14 protein-coding genes and 1 pseudogene are annotated in these 18,029 nt (G+C 54.4%); 6 read left to right on the top strand and 9 right to left on the bottom strand.

The window, feature by feature from the left end; translation table 11 throughout:
• Nucleotides 1-132 precede the first annotated feature (132 nt).
• The 4 genes from DS901_RS18440 to DS901_RS18425 all read left to right on the top strand — a co-directional run bounded on the left by DS901_RS18440 (nucleotide 133) and on the right by DS901_RS18425 (nucleotide 6,730).
• Nucleotides 133-780: a TetR/AcrR family transcriptional regulator gene (locus DS901_RS18440; RefSeq protein WP_113778399.1), complete on the top strand. Its 648-nt coding sequence runs from the start codon at nucleotides 133-135 to the stop codon at nucleotides 778-780.
• Nucleotides 781-930: 150 nt separating this feature from the next.
• Complete coding sequence (locus DS901_RS18435) at nucleotides 931-2,517, top strand: 5-guanidino-2-oxopentanoate decarboxylase (RefSeq protein ID WP_113778398.1); 1,587 nt, start codon at nucleotides 931-933, stop codon at nucleotides 2,515-2,517.
• A gap of 30 nt (nucleotides 2,518-2,547) precedes the next feature.
• A complete protein-coding gene (locus DS901_RS18430) occupies nucleotides 2,548-3,720 on the top strand; it encodes a pyridoxal phosphate-dependent aminotransferase (RefSeq protein ID WP_113778397.1) in 1,173 nt (390 codons plus the stop codon).
• Nucleotides 3,721-3,940: 220 nt separating this feature from the next.
• Nucleotides 3,941-6,730 (top strand): bifunctional aconitate hydratase 2/2-methylisocitrate dehydratase, encoded by a 2,790-nt coding sequence (locus DS901_RS18425; protein ID WP_113778396.1) that lies wholly within the window; start codon nucleotides 3,941-3,943, stop codon nucleotides 6,728-6,730.
• Between the two features lie 59 nt (nucleotides 6,731-6,789).
• On the opposite strand, the gene DS901_RS18420 is transcribed toward DS901_RS18425, so the two are convergent.
• The 3 genes from DS901_RS18420 to DS901_RS18410 are packed head-to-tail and all read right to left on the bottom strand — an operon-like array spanning nucleotide 6,790 to nucleotide 8,830.
• A complete protein-coding gene (locus tag DS901_RS18420; RefSeq protein ID WP_113778395.1) occupies nucleotides 6,790-7,587 on the bottom strand; it encodes a metal ABC transporter permease in 798 nt (265 codons plus the stop codon).
• Nucleotides 7,587-8,315, bottom strand: coding sequence for a metal ABC transporter ATP-binding protein (locus tag DS901_RS18415; RefSeq protein ID WP_113778394.1), 729 nt, complete (start codon nucleotides 8,313-8,315; stop codon nucleotides 7,587-7,589). Before DS901_RS18415 ends, DS901_RS18420 begins: the two co-directional genes overlap by 1 nt.
• Nucleotides 8,316-8,317: 2 nt before the next feature.
• A complete protein-coding gene (locus tag DS901_RS18410) occupies nucleotides 8,318-8,830 on the bottom strand; it encodes a Fur family transcriptional regulator (RefSeq protein ID WP_113778393.1) in 513 nt (170 codons plus the stop codon).
• Between the two features lie 57 nt (nucleotides 8,831-8,887).
• Between DS901_RS18410 and DS901_RS18405 the strand changes: the two genes are divergently transcribed.
• Entirely contained in the window at nucleotides 8,888-9,829 is a 942-nt protein-coding gene (locus DS901_RS18405) for a zinc ABC transporter substrate-binding protein (RefSeq protein WP_113778392.1), read from the top strand.
• 61 nt (nucleotides 9,830-9,890) lie between these two features.
• Here DS901_RS18405 and DS901_RS18400 read toward each other — a convergent pair whose 3' ends face one another.
• Nucleotides 9,891-10,121: a hypothetical protein gene (locus DS901_RS18400; RefSeq protein ID WP_113778391.1), complete on the bottom strand. Its 231-nt coding sequence runs from the start codon at nucleotides 10,119-10,121 to the stop codon at nucleotides 9,891-9,893.
• A 797-nt stretch (nucleotides 10,122-10,918) separates the two neighbouring features.
• On the opposite strand from DS901_RS18400, the gene DS901_RS18390 reads away from it, so the two are divergent.
• Nucleotides 10,919-11,518 (top strand): RNA polymerase sigma factor, encoded by a 600-nt coding sequence (locus DS901_RS18390; protein WP_181820935.1) that lies wholly within the window; start codon nucleotides 10,919-10,921, stop codon nucleotides 11,516-11,518.
• Nucleotides 11,519-11,577: 59 nt separating this feature from the next.
• Here the strand turns inward: DS901_RS18390 and DS901_RS19205 are convergent.
• The 5 genes and pseudogenes from DS901_RS19205 to tssM all read right to left on the bottom strand — a co-directional run.
• Nucleotides 11,578-11,937: pseudogene (locus tag DS901_RS19205) on the bottom strand (DDE-type integrase/transposase/recombinase); the annotation flags it as partial.
• Between the two features lie 94 nt (nucleotides 11,938-12,031).
• Complete coding sequence (locus DS901_RS18380) at nucleotides 12,032-12,943, bottom strand: hypothetical protein (protein WP_181820934.1); 912 nt, start codon at nucleotides 12,941-12,943, stop codon at nucleotides 12,032-12,034.
• Nucleotides 12,944-13,092: 149 nt separating this feature from the next.
• Nucleotides 13,093-13,821, bottom strand: coding sequence for a PP2C family protein-serine/threonine phosphatase (locus tag DS901_RS18375; RefSeq protein WP_113778388.1), 729 nt, complete (start codon nucleotides 13,819-13,821; stop codon nucleotides 13,093-13,095).
• Entirely contained in the window at nucleotides 13,818-14,438 is a 621-nt protein-coding gene (gene tagF, locus DS901_RS18370) for a type VI secretion system-associated protein TagF (RefSeq protein WP_113778387.1), read from the bottom strand. The genes DS901_RS18375 and tagF overlap by 4 nt, the downstream gene beginning before the upstream one ends.
• Complete coding sequence (gene tssM, locus DS901_RS18365; protein WP_113778386.1) at nucleotides 14,438-18,028, bottom strand: type VI secretion system membrane subunit TssM; 3,591 nt, start codon at nucleotides 18,026-18,028, stop codon at nucleotides 14,438-14,440. The genes tagF and tssM overlap by 1 nt, the downstream gene beginning before the upstream one ends.
• Nucleotide 18,029 lies beyond the last annotated feature (1 nt).

The raw sequence follows: 18,029 nt of genomic DNA, 5'->3' as shown, positions 1-18,029 counted from the left end.
CATATGCCATCATGGAAATGGCAGATAGTTGAATTGCGTTCGTGGCCCTCGCCAACCCGCGGGCATATGTTAAGATAAGATGATTGGCCCCTGACGTATTTGGGGCCGCCTATTAGGCTGGCGAGGTTACAGATGGTGCAGAAGGAACGCCGCGTTTTTCAAAGGGAAACTGCAGATGCGCGCAGGCAGTCGCTGATAGAAGCAACGTTAGATGTGATCGGTGACCTTGGCTTTAACGGCGCGACGGTCCGTGAAATTACCAAACGGGCAAATGTCACCCAAGGTCTTGTGAGGCATCATTTCACGACAAAGGACCAGTTACTAAATGCGGCGTATGCCTATCATATGTCGCAGATGACCGAACTGTCTTTGCACCCGGAATTGCCCAAGAATGCAACCGCTGTTTGCCATTTGGCAACTACGGTACAGGCGAGTTTGACCGCGCCGGTGATGAGCGAACGCAATCTGACGCTATGGGCGTCATTCTTGGGTAAACTCCGGAAAGAAGCATATATCCGAGAGACGCATGAACGGACCTATCTTCAGTTTTGCGATGGGCTTGCAGTGCAGATCGCTGAGGCTTGGAAAGAGGTGGGCCGTCTACCTGATCCTGATGTGTGCCGCGAATTGGCAATCAGTTGCAATGCGATGATTGACGGTTTGTGGATTGAAGGTGCCGCGCTGCATTCAAAGTTCGCACCGAATGAGATCGCCAATATTGGCTTGCGCGACATTGGTGTGCTGCTGGACCTGGATTTACAATCTGCCATCGCGGGTTAGGCCGCCTATCGCACTTCGCTTTTTGTCCGGCTAATTTCAAAGGCCCGGTTTTTCATCGTCAGCTTTGTCTTGTGGACGTGACAGCTCTTGAACTTGTTGTTATACACACGTATAGCAAAATCAAAATTCTCACAGAAATGTCAGCCTAACATGACCCAGAAAAAAACAGTCGGCGAGGTTCTTGTGGATCTGCTTGAACGGCGCGGTGTCGACACGATATTCGGCATCCCCGGTGTACACACTGTGGAAATGTACCGCAGTCTTGAACGGTCCAGTATCAGACATATTACACCGCGCCACGAATTAAGCGCTGGATTCATGGCCGACGGCTATGCGCGCGCTTCGGGCAAACCGGGTGTGTGTTTACTGATTACGGGGCCGGGTTTGACCAATGCGATTTCTGCAATGGCGCAGGCGCGCGCAGATTCGATCCCGATGTTGATCATTTCGGGCGTGAACCCTGTAAAAACGCACGGGCATGAAATCGGGCATTTGCACGAATTGCCGGACCAAGTCGGCATGATGCGCAGCATCGCGCTATTTACCCAGACCGTTCATTCGGGGAGCGATCTAGAGCCCGTTTTGGATCGCGCATTTGCCGCAATGACAGCCGGACGTCCTGGCCCCGTGCATATTGAAATCCCGTTGGACGTGATGTCAAAAATAGTCGCGGTCCCGAAACCAAGGGTCGTACAGACGCAGCGACGTCTTCCGCTGCCAGAGGATATTGCGCGCGCCACCGACATCTTAAAAAAGGCAAAGCGGCCCATACTTTTGGTTGGTGGTGGCGCCATCGCAGCAGAATCGTCGGTTCAAACACTTGCAGAACAATTGGATGCGCCTGTTGTCACAACCATCAATGCACGTGGCATTCTTGGCGGCCACCCGCTGGAGGTTCCCGCAAGCCCAAGTTTGGCACCTGTGCGGGAAATGCTGGCGGATGCTGATGTGGTTTTAGCCATTGGCACGCAGTTTGGACCAACCGATTATGACATGAACTACGATGGCGGTTTTCCCGCACTGAAGCAGCTGATCCGTATCGATGTGGATGCGTTACAAGCCACCCGTGGGACCTTGCCAGATATGACAGTGGTCAGCGATGCCTCTGAGGCTTTAATCGCTATCTTAGCAGAGATTGACGAACAGCTGAATTGTGACGGTGCAACACGCGCTAAAACAACCCGCTCTGCTGCGCTCGCCTGCCTTGGGCCCGCGTATCAAGATGGTGTCGCTTTGATCAAAACCATCGGTGACGCATTGCCCGGTTGCTTGCTTATTGGGGATTCAACGCAGCTGGTGTACGCTGGGAACTGCTATGCCGATATTGCCAAACCGCGTGGATGGTTCAATTCGTCCGTCGGCTATGGGTCGCTTGGCTATGGCCCACCTGCGGCCATTGGTGCCAGCCTTGCGCAACCTGATGCCCAAGTCGTTTGCATCACGGGCGATGGTGGGTTCCAGTTTTGCCTATCTGAGCTTGGCACTGCAATGGATGAAAAAACACCAGTCATTTTCCTTGTTTGGAACAATGGCGGCTATCAAGAAATCGAAAGCTATATGGTCAGCGCGGATGTCGCGCCCATTGGTGTCACCCCAACTCCGCCAGATTTTGTGACATTGGCTTCTGCTTATGGCATGGGTGCAGAATCCATCACCGATATTGCGGATTTAGTCCCTGCCATCAAACGCGCACATGCCTTACGTCAGCCGTATCTGATCGACTTCAAAACCCCGTAACGCCACAGCCGACTACCGAAAGAAATTATTATGAAATACGCTAGCATCACCAAACGGCTCGAAGGTCTGGGCGGGGCGAAATGGCAGGTCCACTTCGACGCAAAAAAACTGGCGGATGCGGGGCACGACATCATTCTGATGACCATCGGCGAACCCGATGTCGATGTCCCTGTGGAACTGCGCAGTGCGGCGATTGATGGCATCCACGCAGGCCGCACCAAATATTCAGATGGGCAGGGCGAAGAAACCCTGCGCGAAGCGCTTGGTGAATATTACACCAAACGCAGCAACGCGCAGATTGGACCAGAAAACATTCTTTGTGTTCCGGGCACACAAACCGCACTCTACACTGCATTCGCCGGTCTTGTTGAGGCGGGGGATGAGGTTCTGGTCGGCGATCCGATGTATGCCACTTACGAAGCTGTAGTGCGGGCTAGCGGGGCCGACATGGTGCCCGTTCCATTGCGGCCTGAACATGGGTTTCGAATGCAAGCCGCCGATATAGCCGCATGTATTACCCCACGCACCCGCGCGGTTTTATTGACGACCCCGCATAACCCAACAGGCGCAATTCTAACCCGCGAGGACATTGCCGCCATCGGGGCATTGGCCAAGCAACATGATTTTTGGATCATTTCGGATGAGGTTTACTCCGAAATGATTTTCGAAGGTGAAACCTTTGCCTCCCCTTTAGATTTTGCAGATCTACGCGACAGGGTCGTTACGGTGTCTTCTATCTCGAAGTCACACGCAGCCCCCGGGTTCCGCAGCGGTTGGTGCGTGGCCAGCGCCGAAACAGTTGCAGCCATTTTGCCCGTGGCAGAGGCCATGCTTTTTGGTAATCAGCCGTTCATCGCAGACATGACCGTGCATGCCGTGCGCGCGGGATCGTCGGTCGCGGCGGGCATGCGGGCACGTTTTGCCACACGGGCCGCGCGTATGGACGAAGTTTTGGGGAACAACCAAACTTGCCTCAAAGTCCACCGTCCACAAGCCGGAATGTTTGGCATGATTGATGTGTCGGGAACCGGCCTAGACGGAGAAGCCTTCGCACGCGCGCTTTTGGATGCACAAGGGGTGGCCGTCATGCCCGGAAGCTCCTTTGGGGATAGCCTGCAAGACTGGGTGCGGGTTGCTTTGACCATTGACGACGAGACGTTTGATGCCGCCTTACAACGCATCAAGGCTTTTGTTTCCGGTTAAGGGATTCCCCGAAACCGTAGGCACACAAAATAAGAACTTCGACCTTAGCACCGACAGATGTTAGAAGTTTTTAAGAAATTTCATGAAACTGTTGTTATCGGTGGGTCAGCGAGGCTTGAATGGAGTTGGGTTTTGGTATACCGCCGCATACAACTAACGTGTGCGGCCGAAGCTTTTCCTTTTTGCCGCTTAGGCACTCAACAAAATGATAGGATAGCCAATGAGCTTGTATAGCGATTACCTAGCTGAAATCGAAGCCCGTAAAGAGCAAGGGCTGCACCCGAAACCAATTGATGACGCAGCTTTGACGCTAGAAATTATCGCGCAGATCAAAGATGTCGATCACGCGCATCGCGCCGATTCATTGCACTATTTCATCTTCAACACACTGCCCGGCACCACGAGCGCGGCTGGCGCAAAGGCGCAATTCCTCAAAGAGATCATTCTGGGGCAGGCAGCGGTTGCGGAAATCACCCCAACCTATGCATTTGAGCTGCTGTCACACATGAAGGGCGGCCCTTCTGTTGAGGTCTTGATCGATCTCGCCCTTGGCGATGATCTGGATTTGGCTGGGCAAGCTGCTGACGTGCTGAAGACACAAGTGTTCTTGTACGAAGCTGACACCGACCGTCTGAAAGCTGCCCACGAGGCGCAAAACCCAATCGCGACTGATATCATCAAAAGCTACCTACAAGCCGAGTTCTTTACAAAGCTGCCCGAGGTTGATGAAGAAGTAAAAGTTGTCACCTATGTTGCAGCAGAGGGCGATATTTCGACAGACCTTTTGTCGCCGGGCAACCAAGCGCACTCGCGCGCAGACCGTGAACTGCACGGCAAATGCCTGATCGACGAAGCGGCGCAAAAGCACATCGAAGAACTGAAAGTGCAGCACCCTGACGCGCGCGTCATGCTGATCGCCGAAAAAGGCACAATGGGCGTCGGTTCATCGCGGATGTCTGGTGTGAACAACGTGGCCCTTTGGACCGGGAAACAGGCGTCACCCTATGTGCCATTTGTGAATTATGCCCCCGTTGTTGCAGGGACCAACGGTATTTCACCGATCTTCCTGACTACCGTTGGCGTGACCGGTGGTATCGGTGTGGATCTGAAAAACTGGGTCAAGAAAGTTGATGAAGACGGTAACCCGATTCTGAATAACGATGGCGACGCCATTCTTGAGCAAAAATATTCGGTCGACACAGGCACTGTTCTGAAAATCAACACCAAAGAAAAAGCGCTTTATAGTGAAGATGGTGAAAAGCTGGTCGGTATGGCCGCGTCATTTACCCCGCAAAAGATGGAGTTCATGAAGGCGGGCAGTTCATATGCCATCGTCTTTGGTAAAAAGCTTCAGACATTTGCTGCTGAGACGCTTGGTGTCGAAGCGCCGCTTGTCTTCGCACCGTCCAAAGAAATCAGCAACGATGACCAAGGTCTTACCGCCGTTGAAAAAATCTTTAACACAAACGCGCGCGGTGTGACGCCGGGTGCTGTCTTGCACGCTGGTTCGGATGTGCGCGTCGGCGTCAATATCGTGGGGTCGCAAGACACCACCGGCCTGATGACAATGCAAGAGCTCGAGGCGATGGCCGCAATGACCGTGTCACCATCTGTTGACGGGGCCTATCAGTCGGGCTGCCACACGGCGTCTGTCTGGGATATCAAAGCGCAGGAAAACACCCCGCGTCTGATGAAATTCATGAACGATTTCGGCCTGGTCACAGGACGTGACCCCAAAGGCGTTTACCACGCAATGACCGACGTAATCCACAAGGTGCTGAACGATCTAACGGTCAGCGATTGGGATGTGATCATCGGCGGCGACAGCCACACACGTATGTCCAAGGGTGTCGCTTTTGGCGCTGACTCTGGCACTGTGGCGCTTGCGCTGGCGACGGGTGAATCCTCTATGCCTATCCCAGAATCGGTGAAGGTGACGTTCAAAGGCACAATGGCCGAGCACATGGATTTCCGTGATGTTGTGCACGCAACGCAAGCACAGATGCTTGAACAGCACGGCGATAATGTTTTCCAAGGCCGCGTGATCGAAGTCCACATCGGCACATTGCTGGCAGACCAAGCGTTCACCTTTACGGATTGGACCGCTGAAATGAAGGCGAAAGCTTCGGTCTGTATCTCTGATGATGATACGCTGATCGGGTCATTGGAGCTGGCGAAATCACGTATCCAAATCATGATCGACAAAGGCATGGAGCATGAAAACGGCATGCTGGCCGGGCTGATCGCAAAGGCGGATCAGCGGATCGCAGAAATCCGCTCTGGTGAAAAACCAGCGCTGCGCCCTGACGATAATGCAAAATACTTTGCCGAAGTTGTGGTTGATCTGGATGCGATCGTCGAGCCAATGATCGCGGATCCTGACGTCAACAACATCGACGTCTCAAAACGCTACACACATGACACAATCCGCCCGATTTCATACTATAAGGCTGAAAAAGAGGTCGATCTTGGCTTTGTCGGGTCTTGCATGGTTCACAAAGGCGACATCAAAATCGTCGCGCAAATGCTGCGCAACCTCGAAACTGAACAAGGCAAAGTTGCCTTTCAGGCGCCGCTTGTTGTGGCCGCCCCAACCTACAACATCATTGATGAGTTGAAGGAAGAAGGCGACTGGGAAATCTTGCAGAAATACAGTGGGTTTGAATTCGACGATGCCGCGCCAAAGGTTACGGCCCGCACGGATTACGAAAACATTCTGTATCTTGAACGCCCCGGCTGTAACCTGTGCATGGGGAACCAAGAAAAAGCAGCCAAAGGGGATACTGTGCTTGCGACCTCGACCCGTCTTTTCCAAGGTCGTGTAGTTGCAGATTCCAACGAGAAAAAAGGTGAATCACTGCTGGCCTCTACGCCAGTTGTTGTGCTTTCCGCGATCTTGGGCCGCACCCCGACATTGGCAGAGTATAAAACCGCTGTGGCAGGCATCGACCTGACAAAGTTCGCACCACCTAAGAAGGCGCCACTCGACGCGTTGTCAGCGCACTTCTAAAGGCGCTGCACCTTATATCCAACAAAGAAAGGGCCCCGCTGAATTCAGCGGGGCCTTTTTTATGATCTCGTGGACAACGCTGATTTTAACGTGCTGGAAATGAGAAACGTTATCGCGGCAACGCAGACAATCGAAGGCCCGGCTGGCGTATCCAGCACATAGGCTGCACGTAGACCGATGACCGTCGAGAGCATACCGATTGCACCGGCGGCCACGGCCATGCCTTCGGGGGTACGCGATAGCGGACGGGCCGCGGCGGCTGGGATGATCAGTAGCGCCGCGATCAGCAACACCCCGACAACTTTAATCGCAACGGCGACCGTAATCGCCAAGGCTACAGTCAACACAAGCTGTTCGCGTTTGGGATTAATTTCGCTGGCATAGGCCAAGTCTTCGTTCAGCGTCGATGTGAGCAAGGCAGACCAGCGCCACCCGATCAGCAACACAACAAGCAAAGCGCCGCTCCAGATCACGCCGAGGTCGCCACGCGAAACCGCAAGGATATCACCAAAAAGATAGGACATCAGATCAATGCGTATGCCCGATAAAAACGACACCGCGACCAAACCGAACGCAAGGGCCGAATGCGCCAAGACACCCAAAAGCGTATCCATTGCATAGCCGCGTCCGGACAGCAGGTTGACGGTTAAGGCCATTATCAATGCAACTGCCATTGCGCCGATGAAAACAGACATCGAAAACGCGAGCGACAGGGCAACGCCCAGAATGGCCGCATGCGCGGTTGCATCGCCAAAATAGGCCATGCGCCGCCAGACCACAAAACACCCCAAAGGCGCAGCCGCAATCGCGACGCCGATACCCGCCAACGCAGCACGCACCATAAAATCATCTAACATTATTCAGCGGCCTCTGCGTGGTCATGGTTGTGATCGTGGTCATGCTGATAAAGCGCCAATGCGCCCCCGGTCCCTGTCCCGAACAGCGCCCGGTATTCGGGGGCAGAGGCAACCACGGCAGGGGTTCCCTCGCAGCAGACGTGCCCATTCAGACAAATCACGCGGTCAGAGGCGCTCATGACCACGTGCAATTCGTGGCTAATCATCAAAACCGCGCAGCCGGTTTCCTGCCGCACTGCTTCGATCTGTTGATAAAAAGACGCCGATCCGCGTTGATCCAGCCCCTGTGTCGCCTCGTCCAAAAGCAATAAATCAGGGTTCCCAATCAACGCGCGTGCCAACAGTACCCGCTGAAACTGCCCGCCTGAAAGCTGTGACAGTTGCGATTTGGACAGGTTTGGCACGCCAGCTTGTGTTAGGGCCGCCTGGATATCTTCTGCCGCGACGCTGTGAGGCAGATTAAGAAACCGCGTCACCGTCATTGGCAGCGTTTCGTCAATATGCAGCTTTTGCGGCACGTAGCCGATTTTGACATCAGCCCCACGGGTCACTTTGCCCTGCGCAGGTTTTACCGCACCAATGATTGCGCGCAAAAGGCTCGTTTTGCCTGATCCGTTGGGTCCAACGATCGTGACGATTTCGCCCTTCGCAACACCAAGCGAAACATGCGACAAAACCGTTCGGGCGCCATAGCGGACGCTCAGACCTTCGACGTCTACAAGATTCATGGCTAGTCAGCCTTCTCGACACAGGCGGGGCAAATCCCCTCGGCTTCGACCGTGGTCTGTTCGATTTGAAACCCGGTTGTGCGGGCGGCATCTTCGAGCGCACCTTTCGCAGGCGAAGACTGTGTTTCAGCCACGGCATCGCAAAGCCGGCAAATCATAAACGCAGGTGTATGCGCGTGTTCAGGATCTGTGCAGGCGGTAAACGCATTCATCCGTTCAATTTTATGGGCGAACCCATGCAAGACAAGAAAGTCCAGCGCGCGGTAGGCGACAGGGGGTTGCGACCCAAACCCGTCTTCTTTCAAACGATCAAGAATCGCATATGCGCCAAGTGCGCGGTGTTCTTGTAGTAAAATATCGAGCACTTTACGCCGCACAGCTGTAAAGCGCAGCCCTTCCTGCTTACAGCGCGTTTCGGCAACAGCCAGCGCATCGCTCACACATATAGTGTGATCGTGATCCGAAAAACCTGAGGGGTCACCATATGTACCGCTATTCGCGGGCTCTCTTGTCATGCTATAACATTTCATTTACGTGGATGAATAATGTAATAAAATCACACGGAGACCCCGATGTCCAGAAAGCTTCTTTCTCTCTCATTCACAGCCGCGTTGATGGGCGGAACGGTATATGCTGATGTGCCTAAGGTGGCCGTTGATATCGCACCAGTGCATTCGTTGGTTACACGGGTCATGGATGGTGTCGGCTCTCCTGATCTCATCGTTCAACTGGGTGCGAGCCCGCATGAATACAGCCTGCGACCATCCGAAGCGCGCGCATTGCAAGATGCTGATGTCGTATTTTGGGTCAGTGCAGGGCTGACACCCTGGCTAGAGGACACAATCGAAACGCTATCGTCAGAGGCATCTGTTACAGAATTGCTGGAAACCGACGGTACAATCGAGCTCGAATTCCGTGAAAGCGCGCTATTTGAAAAGCACGATCACAGCGATCATGATGAAGGTCACGGCGACCACGATGATCATGATGACCACGGCCATGGTGCTCATGATCCGCATGCATGGCTATCGCCAAACAATGCTATGAACTGGCTGAATGTAATCGCCGGTCAGCTCTCGGCGGCGGACCCCGAAAACGCTGGCGTGTACTTTGCAAATGCGGCTGCGGGGCGTGCGGAAATCGAAGCCGTCATAGGCGAAGTAAACGCAACGCTTGCCCCTGTACGTGGCGAAAAATTCATCGTTTTCCATGACGCCTACCAATACTTCGAAAACGACTTCGACTTTCCCGCGGCTGGCGCGATTTCAATCGGTGATGCCTCTGATCCAAGCCCCGCGCGCATTGCCGAAATCCAAGCACGGGTCGCGGACGAAGGGATCGCTTGCGTTCTCGCAGAGCCGCAATTCAACCAAGGTCTTGTCGCAACTGTTCTCGAAGGAAGCCAAGCGCATACAGGTATCATTGATCCACTTGGGTCTGATCTAGAACTGGGCGCAGGTTTTTATCCCCAGCTGATCAAAAATCTCGCGTCGTCTCTGGCCGCTTGCAAATAAATCTCAAAGTTCTCCAACCAGCCGTACTGCGATGTATGGCTGGTTTTTGCTTGGCATTGTGTCAGCTTACTTCTTCCCAAAAGTGGCTTGGCATGTCGTGAAGCAGCTCTGCCGCTTTATCATCAACCCAGTCTTGCTTGTCGTCGCTTGTCCAATTTGACGCGGACTCAATATCGTTTAGCAGTTGGGTGCCTTTCAGTTTCGCTTGCCGATACTTCATATCATCAATGCGATTGTTCGGAAGGATCGCAGATACAAACCTGCGGCCCATAGCCGTCGCCAATTTTTTCATTTGCTTGAGCGAAACAGCCCCATCTTTTTCACTACGTTCTGCTTAATAGACGGCATTACGGCCCTTCTTGGCGGATCGATTCTTGGCGTTGGGACCGAACCGCATTCGCAAGCGTGCAGAAATCGAAGACGATCGAATGCATGATCTGCGGCATACATACGCGTCAGTCGCAATGAAGGACGGAATTGATCCCTTCACCTTGAAAAAAATTCTTGGTCACTGACCTGAGCCCCAAGTTCCCTCCATTTTTGCGCGGCGTCCTTGGGGTTAAATCTTTGGCGTTAGGCGGCCATCTTGTCCATCGTCTTTCTCTGCAAGGATTGTTGTGGCGCGCAGTTTTCATCTTTCAACCGCCGATGATACAAAATTCAGCCAGAGTACTGCCTATCTGCTCGACCCTTTTTCGTGGACGAATGAGCAATAGGCCACTGGCCCTCAACGTAACAACGGACCCGGGAATTTCAGCTCTGAAATGACAGAAAAAACGCGCATTACAACGGATGCTACAACGCTACACGCAACACAGGCGTTTCAACATCGCAATGGTCGACCCAGTCAGTTTCTGCCGTCCAATGATGTAAGCGGCTCCTGCACAATGGGCCCGAAAAAAGAAGGTCTACAGAATGCCAACGTTCAAAGATGTTCCAAAAAATATGCGTCTGGATGGAGGGGGCCACGCAATAATTTGTGACAAGCCTGCAAACAACTTCACGTCCCGCAAAAAGAACCGATCCAAGACTGAACCTTTTGATCAAGAGGCGGCACTCAGGGCTGAGCGCACAAAGAAACCAGTCGCGATGCGACTACTCGAATCCATTCGGACCGGCCTTGGAACGCCGCCACCAATGTCGGACAACGACATGCTGGCTGCTATCGCAAAAGCCAATGTTCAGGCGTTCGAACAATTGCATCGCAAGTATTTTCCCAAGCTGATGCATTTTGCTCGACGGATCACCGATAGTGCCGAGGTGGCAGAGGAAGTTGCCAATGATGTCTTGATGACTGTTTGGCGCACAGCGGATCGGTTCGAGGGACGCTCAAAGCCAGCCACGTGGATTTTCGGCATCGCCTACCGCATGGCGATCAAGCAGCGTCAAAAGCTCGGCCTGCGTAAAGGTGACGTTGAACTGGACGAGAGTTTGATCGGTGATGGCAAGGACACGGCTGAACAGGTCGCTATGTCGACCGATCTGACGAAGGCGTTACAGCAACTCAAGCCAGAGTTGCGCGCAGTTGTCGAATTGACCTATTACAATGGCTATCTCTATACCGAGATTGCCGAAATCCTTGATTGTCCCGTCGGGACGGTCAAGACACGCATGATGACAGCACGGAGCAGGCTTCGGGAGACGCTGTCATTTGATGAAGACATGAGTAATGAGAATGAAGTTGCATGAAAAACGGTTGTGTCGCAGAGTTTTTCTTGAAGCGAGATGTTCGCTTGGGTTGGGCACAGTTATCCTGCGAACTGGGCGAAGCCTGACACTCCTGATCGGTCGAATTGTCCTTTGCGGATCATGTGCGCGATCTCAATGCCTACCAACGTCGCGGCTGCTGAGTTGAACAATTTGAAGGCCTGAATGAGGCGTGTGATCCTCTTTATGAAACGATGGTCCTATTCTATACTGTTGTTGAGATATTTCACCTGCAGAATGTCGATCAACCAACACCAGCCATTTATCACCAGCAGGCAATTCATGTTGAACAGCCCCGCAGCGTTTGATTCGCTTTTGTCGATGACAACCTTGTCCGGCCCGCCATTGTTGTTGATGGCATTAGCGAAGAACGCGGTCGCTACCGCTTCATCACGCCGCTCAAGACCCTTCAGTTTGGCTTCGGCCCCTCACCACTCTTCGATCGCTTGCATGAGATTGCTTCAATGGCAGCTGATCGAAGCCGTTTTTGCCGTCTCAACAGCAGTTACACGATCCGCACATGTCGAAGGCGGGAATGTCCAGCATCATTTCCATTGATGCATTCAAGGCCATGATCAGGTTCAACATCGGTAGGAATGCCAGCTTTGGCGGCGAAAATGACATCGCCCCAACCAGCGCACTTGAACCCGCATCGCCCGCCATGTCCAGACCCAACTGCACATCTTCCAGAGAGGGCAATACATCCAACTTTGCCTTCAGTGCCAGCGCAGGCATTGGAATTGAAACGGGAACCCCCCCCCATAGCCTTAGCATTCGTTGAATACGGCCCAACCCCATTGGGGAAAAGCCGTCCGGTCCAAATGCCTCTTGTATGGTCGCAAGCGATTCAAGCACCATCGCCATTTTGGCAATCACCGGCAGCGGCACGATCAGTTTTGGCAAGGTCAGGTGCGCCATTGGCGTTAAGGTTGCCAACATCGCGCTATGCGCGCCAGGATCGCCCAAGGGTGGCAGTTCGAATGTTTGGTTGAGGTTCAGCAGGTTCGGCAACCCCGCCATCAATCGAGCCAGATGCAACTTCGGTGGACTCAACTTGAACCGAAAATCATGGTAGCCAGGATGTACCGGTTCACCCCCTGGAAAAAAATCGACGTCAAACGGGTCAATTTCAAGGGCGCGTAAATCAATGACCAGCCGCGCGATCAAGGCAAAGTTCAGTAGCGGCCGCATGCTGAACTTTGGTAGGAAATCGAGGCGCGGCCAGACATTGCGATTAAAGCTTTCCGCCGCTTGCTGCATCTCAAACTCGAACTGCGGCAAATCAGTCAGTGTGAACGATCCCGATATCATGGATAATTGCGAGGATAGTTGCATCATCCCCTTTGTGCCGCCGAACAGTTCCACGTTCGGCATCACCACATCGCTGATTGCCGCGTCTAATTGCATGTCCGTCCGTGTTGCGGGCCCCAACGTTGGCAGCGCCGCTGCCAGTTTGAGCGATAACGGGATACTTGGCAGGATCGGAATGATGTCCGGCCTTATGGTGTTTGGAAGTGCTGCTGCGGAAACAGTGCAAAAACATGGCATGGCAGTACTTAAACCTCGATCACGATAACGGAAACATTGTCGCGCCCGCCGCCATCAAGGGCGATTTGCATCAGATGTTCAGCAGCAGTTTCAATTGGCGACATACACAACATATCCTGTAGCATCGTGTCATCCGCGTATTTGGTCAGCCCGTCAGAACACAAAAGGAACCTGTCCCCCGGCATCACATCTCCACGGCGTTTGTCGATCTCCAGAACATCGCCAACGCCTATGGCACGCGTTATCTGATTGCTGTGCGGGTGATGTTCGGCTTCAGCCCACGTCATTTGTCCGGCTTCGACCATGTCACCCACAATTGAATGATCATGACTGACCATCACCAGCTTCCGGTCACGTAGCCGATAAAGCCGGCTATCACCTGCCCAAAGGCACATGAAATGCGCCTCTGACAGCACCAACAGCACGGCGGTTGCGCCGATAGTGACGTTTCCCTTGCGCGCGGCTTCTTGTCGGATCGCCGCATGGGACGTTTGCAGTGTGTCTCGGGCGGCATGCATAATATCGACCGGCGTAAGATCATGGGGCAAGGCCTCCAGCGCGTCTACCACCGTCTTGCTTGCAAAATCACCGCCGACATGGCCACCCATCCCATCGGCAACCGCCCACAACCCCAGTTCAGGGACTGCTACTAATGCATCTTCGTTTATGTCGCGCACGCAACCAACATCGGTTTTTGCGCTGTAGCGCCGCAAAGCGGTTGTCGCATTCTGAGTCATAATGATGGCCTTGGCTGCTGTGTTGTCTTGTCGTCCAACCCCTTGGTGGACCAGTCAAAAAGAGTTGCCACGGGCTGGTCGCCTAGCGGTAGGTCTGCACTGTGCACGCTGCGCTGTCGGTCATCCCATTTTGCCATCCAGATCGACCCCGCGTCGAGGACGTCGCTACCGATCGAATCGCATTTTTCGGGTAGAGGCAACTGCGCCAGGCGTTGTTCAAGCTCTGCCAAGGTCGCGTTGTCGTTCAACATGTCCAATGCAGCCGTTTCCAAATGTACAAAAATCGGTTGCAGCGCGACAAATGCGGCCCCGCCTGACCCGTTCATTTCCAGACCGATGCAAAGTGGAAATTGGCGCCCCACCCGGTCAACGCTGGGCATCATCACACCGGCAACCGCATGTTGTCCACAAATCCCGGCTGAGATCCCAAACTGCCAGAGCGCCGCAGACATGTAGCAGTCGTTCCAACGGTCGCCCAACGCATCCTTGCCGTTCATCAGCACTTTCTGCATCCAGCCATCCCAAGCCGCGACAAAACCCTGTGACAGCCCGCGCCGCACGAAATCACCCGCGCAAGGCAGCTTGCCATAGAACCCATATGTCGCCGGGCAAGACATCACAGAGAACTTGGGCAGCTAAAGCTGTCCAGCGCTGGAATGGTGAATGGGTTCAGCGCGGATCCTGCCCGCATCTGGAAAATCGCGATCCGCCCACCAACGTTAAAGATCACCCGGTTGCGGTCAGATACATTGGTTCGCCGTACTTCGGCTGTGTCCAGTAACCGGAACCAGGCCCAAGGGCCATCGCGGCTGATTGAGCTTTCGACGTCAGAACGTGTTGGTGAAAATGCAACGCGCGTCCGTCCCCCGGCCTGACCGGGCCAATTTATTGCTGTGACCTGAGGGGGGCCGTGTGCGTAAATCACTGGTTGCCCTTCAATATCCAGGGTCACCTGCTCGGCATTTGGGTCAAGTGCAACCGGTGTCAGATCAAATGTCACCGATGGCAGCCCCGGCGCCAGAAAGAAGCTGTCACGAATCTCTGAGGCCTTCTGGAACTGTGCAATCACCGCGTTGGATATCCCGATATCCACCCCGTTGATGCGTTTACTTCGCCATGGATTGGTTGTCGTATCGACGAATGAGATCAGGTTCTCGTTGAAAAATCCGTCGATCAGTCCTGTGGGCCCAAACAACCTCCCGAAATCCTGTAAAGCCACGTCAGCTGCCGCCTGCCGATTGAATGGATACCGCCCATCAATGGCACGCTGACAAAATGGCAGGACCTGCGATTGCCACTTGGCGTTCAAATCGGCCCGCGCCCCACCAATCGCAGCCCCAGATGATGCATCAGCCACTTGCGATGCCCATCGTTGCATAGGGCTGGGCAATCGTCCGATTTCGGCCTGTAGCCGCGCTGCTGCACTGGTGCCCTGAACAGAGCCCGCCGCGCCAAGATTTTGACCCAACGACAGACGGTTCAGTTCGTCATACACATCCGTCATGGTGACAAGCACCTGATCCAGTTGCGATGGGCCACCGTCAAAACCGTCGGCCAATGCATGTAGGTCGCTGAACCGATCCTCAACAAATTGGCCCGGTTCAGCACGCGTCGCACCTTGGCCGCTGGATGCCGCGACCGAACCCAAGACTTGGGCCAATGCCTCGCCCTGTGCATCCAGCGATGACAGAATTTCGTCCTGCGCAAAACCAGCAAGACCGGATGCGGCGGTGTCTGCAAGCGCCTGATCGTCCGGCAGCTGGGTTAGCTTGGTTTCCGCGGATACCGCGTTGAGAATGTTGCGCAGCGGTGATGTCGGTCCCGACAGAATGTTAATCACATCCGTGGCCTGTCCGAGGCTCTCCATCGGAATGATGTCGACGTCGGCCAATAGTTGGTCATATTGGCTGACATAATCGTTTTCATAAAGGGCCAGTACATCGCGGCTGATTTGGGCGAGCGCCTGCGGTGATGCGTCTGACGGACCCGCTTGCCCCAGGATTTGGCTTTCGCGCTGAATGCGTTCTGAGACGACCAGAACCTCGGGAAGGAAATAGTTGTGAAAACCCTCATGGGTATAGACCCCATCGACCCCGACGCTGAGTGGTGTTCCCGAGGGGCGCAACAGCACCCGTGACACAGCTGGGCCGCCGATGTCGGTAATCCGGAACGGGGCCAGCCTGTCCGCCGCTGGCGAAGCAACGATGCTGCGGTAGACACGTTCCGACAGCGGCGTTTCGGACAGAATGCCCTGCACCTGTTCGACCAATGGGCCGTTCAACGCGATGTCGCGCATGGGTTGGCTAATCATTTTGTCCAGATGGCGCGCCAAGTCGGCCTGTAATTGTTCCTGGCCGGGGAACGCCAATTGCCAGTCCACTGTCAGAAATTGCTTGACCTGTGCGGCATCCATCGGCCCTTGCAACCCCAACATGAGATAAATCTTCAGCGTCTCAAACAACAGGTCAGTGTTGTTCAGGTTCGCCTGCATTTGTTCTTCCAACCGAAACAGCAGACGCGGCAACAACAATGTGTTCAACGCACCGCGATAGGTTTGTGCTGTCTCCGACCCGATGGCGTCACCTTGATACAAGCCATATGTCAGCGATGTTGGCGGTTCGGGATCCGTCGCCGCCGGGTTGCCCGGCAGTTCGCGTAGTATATTCAGCGCAGGAACGACCGACGCAATATCCTGATCCGAAATCGGATTGCCGGGGATGTTTGCTGCAATTTCCTGAAAGGTCGTGATCTGCCCTGCGGCATCCGCGATCAGGTTGGCATTCCCGCGAAAGCTGTTGGTCAACACAGCTATCACACCGCAAAGCGCCACAACACTTGCCGCAATCGCACCGCGCGCGGTCCAACGATAGCGCCGCTCAACCGCGTCATCGGCAGAGACCAAGCCCGCTTCTTTGAAAATGACATTGTCCAGCAAACGCGTCAGGAAATAGCTGCGCCCTTGGCCAGCACCCGTACCGATGGCTTGACGCCCGATCCCAAAGGTCTGCGACATTCCCATCATCAGCCGGTCAATGGGCATTCCTTCTTGCGTGCCAGAGGTGAAATAGACACCCCGCAGCAGTTGGTTTTCTTCATAGCGGCTGTCCTGAAACACCTCGCCCAGAAAATCGCTGGCGACGGATTTCAGGGATGCCATCTGTGCCGGGAAGCCCGCAATCAGACTGCGCCGCTGATAGTCCGTTTCGCTTTGAATCCGTTCCAGAGAATGGTCCCCCAGTTGGGACAAAAGTGCCTCATATTCTCCGTCAAAAGCAGTCATTGGGGCCGCGTCTTGGCTGCCTTTGGTAAAAGGCAGTGTGAAGCCCCAGACCTGTTCGCGTTCATCACTGCCGAGGTTGTCAAAATATTCCTGAAACCCGGCAATCAGGTCAGTTTTGGTAAACAGAACATAGACCGGAAAACGCACCCCCAGCCGTTCGCGCAATTCATGCAAGCGGGTGCGCACGTCCCGCGCGTGTACATCGCGCGCTGCTGCATCCTGCAATGACAGATCGGACAAGCTGATTGCGATCATCGCGCCATTGATCGGTTGCCGTTTGCGTTGCTTCTTGAGCATATCCAGAAAGCCGGTCCAAGCCTTGGCGTCGGCATCCTTGTCGCTGTCTTGCGTGGTGTAGCGCCCGGCGGTGTCCAACAGCACCGCATCATCGGTGAACCACCAATCACAGTTGCGGGTGCCACCGATGCCGCCAATTGCACCAGCGCCCATCCGTTCAGCCAAGGGGAACTTTAGCCCCGAATTCACGATGGCCGTTGTTTTGCCAGCACCCGGTGGGCCGATGATGATGTACCACGGCAGTTGATAAAGACGCCGAGACCCGAACCGCATCCCGCCACGGGATTTGCGCAGGAACCCAAGTGCCTCTTTCATACGGCCACGCATTTCATTCAACTCAGCGGTGACCACGTCATCGCCGGGTGTCTCCGTCACATTGCTGGTGATGGCTTCGGTAATTTCGCTATCGCGGCTGCGGCGGCCGAGCAGGATGATCAGGATCGCGATAATCGTGCCGGCTGTCAGGGCTGCCGTCGCGATAACCCGGTCAGTGACGGTGTCGAACGGGCGCACATCGGCGATTGATAACAACGGCCCGAGATACCATATGGCCGCCCCCAAAAGCAGGCTGGACAGGATCAAGACCCCGATGGGGTTCAAGAAGACAGATCGCATAACACGGAGAAACATG

It is taken from the genome of Loktanella sp. D2R18 (genome assembly GCF_003318235.1).
Lineage (GTDB): Bacteria > Pseudomonadota > Alphaproteobacteria > Rhodobacterales > Rhodobacteraceae > Yoonia.
The sequence above is the reverse complement of the archived record's forward strand: the minus strand, read 5'-3'. Positions and strand labels throughout refer to the sequence as shown.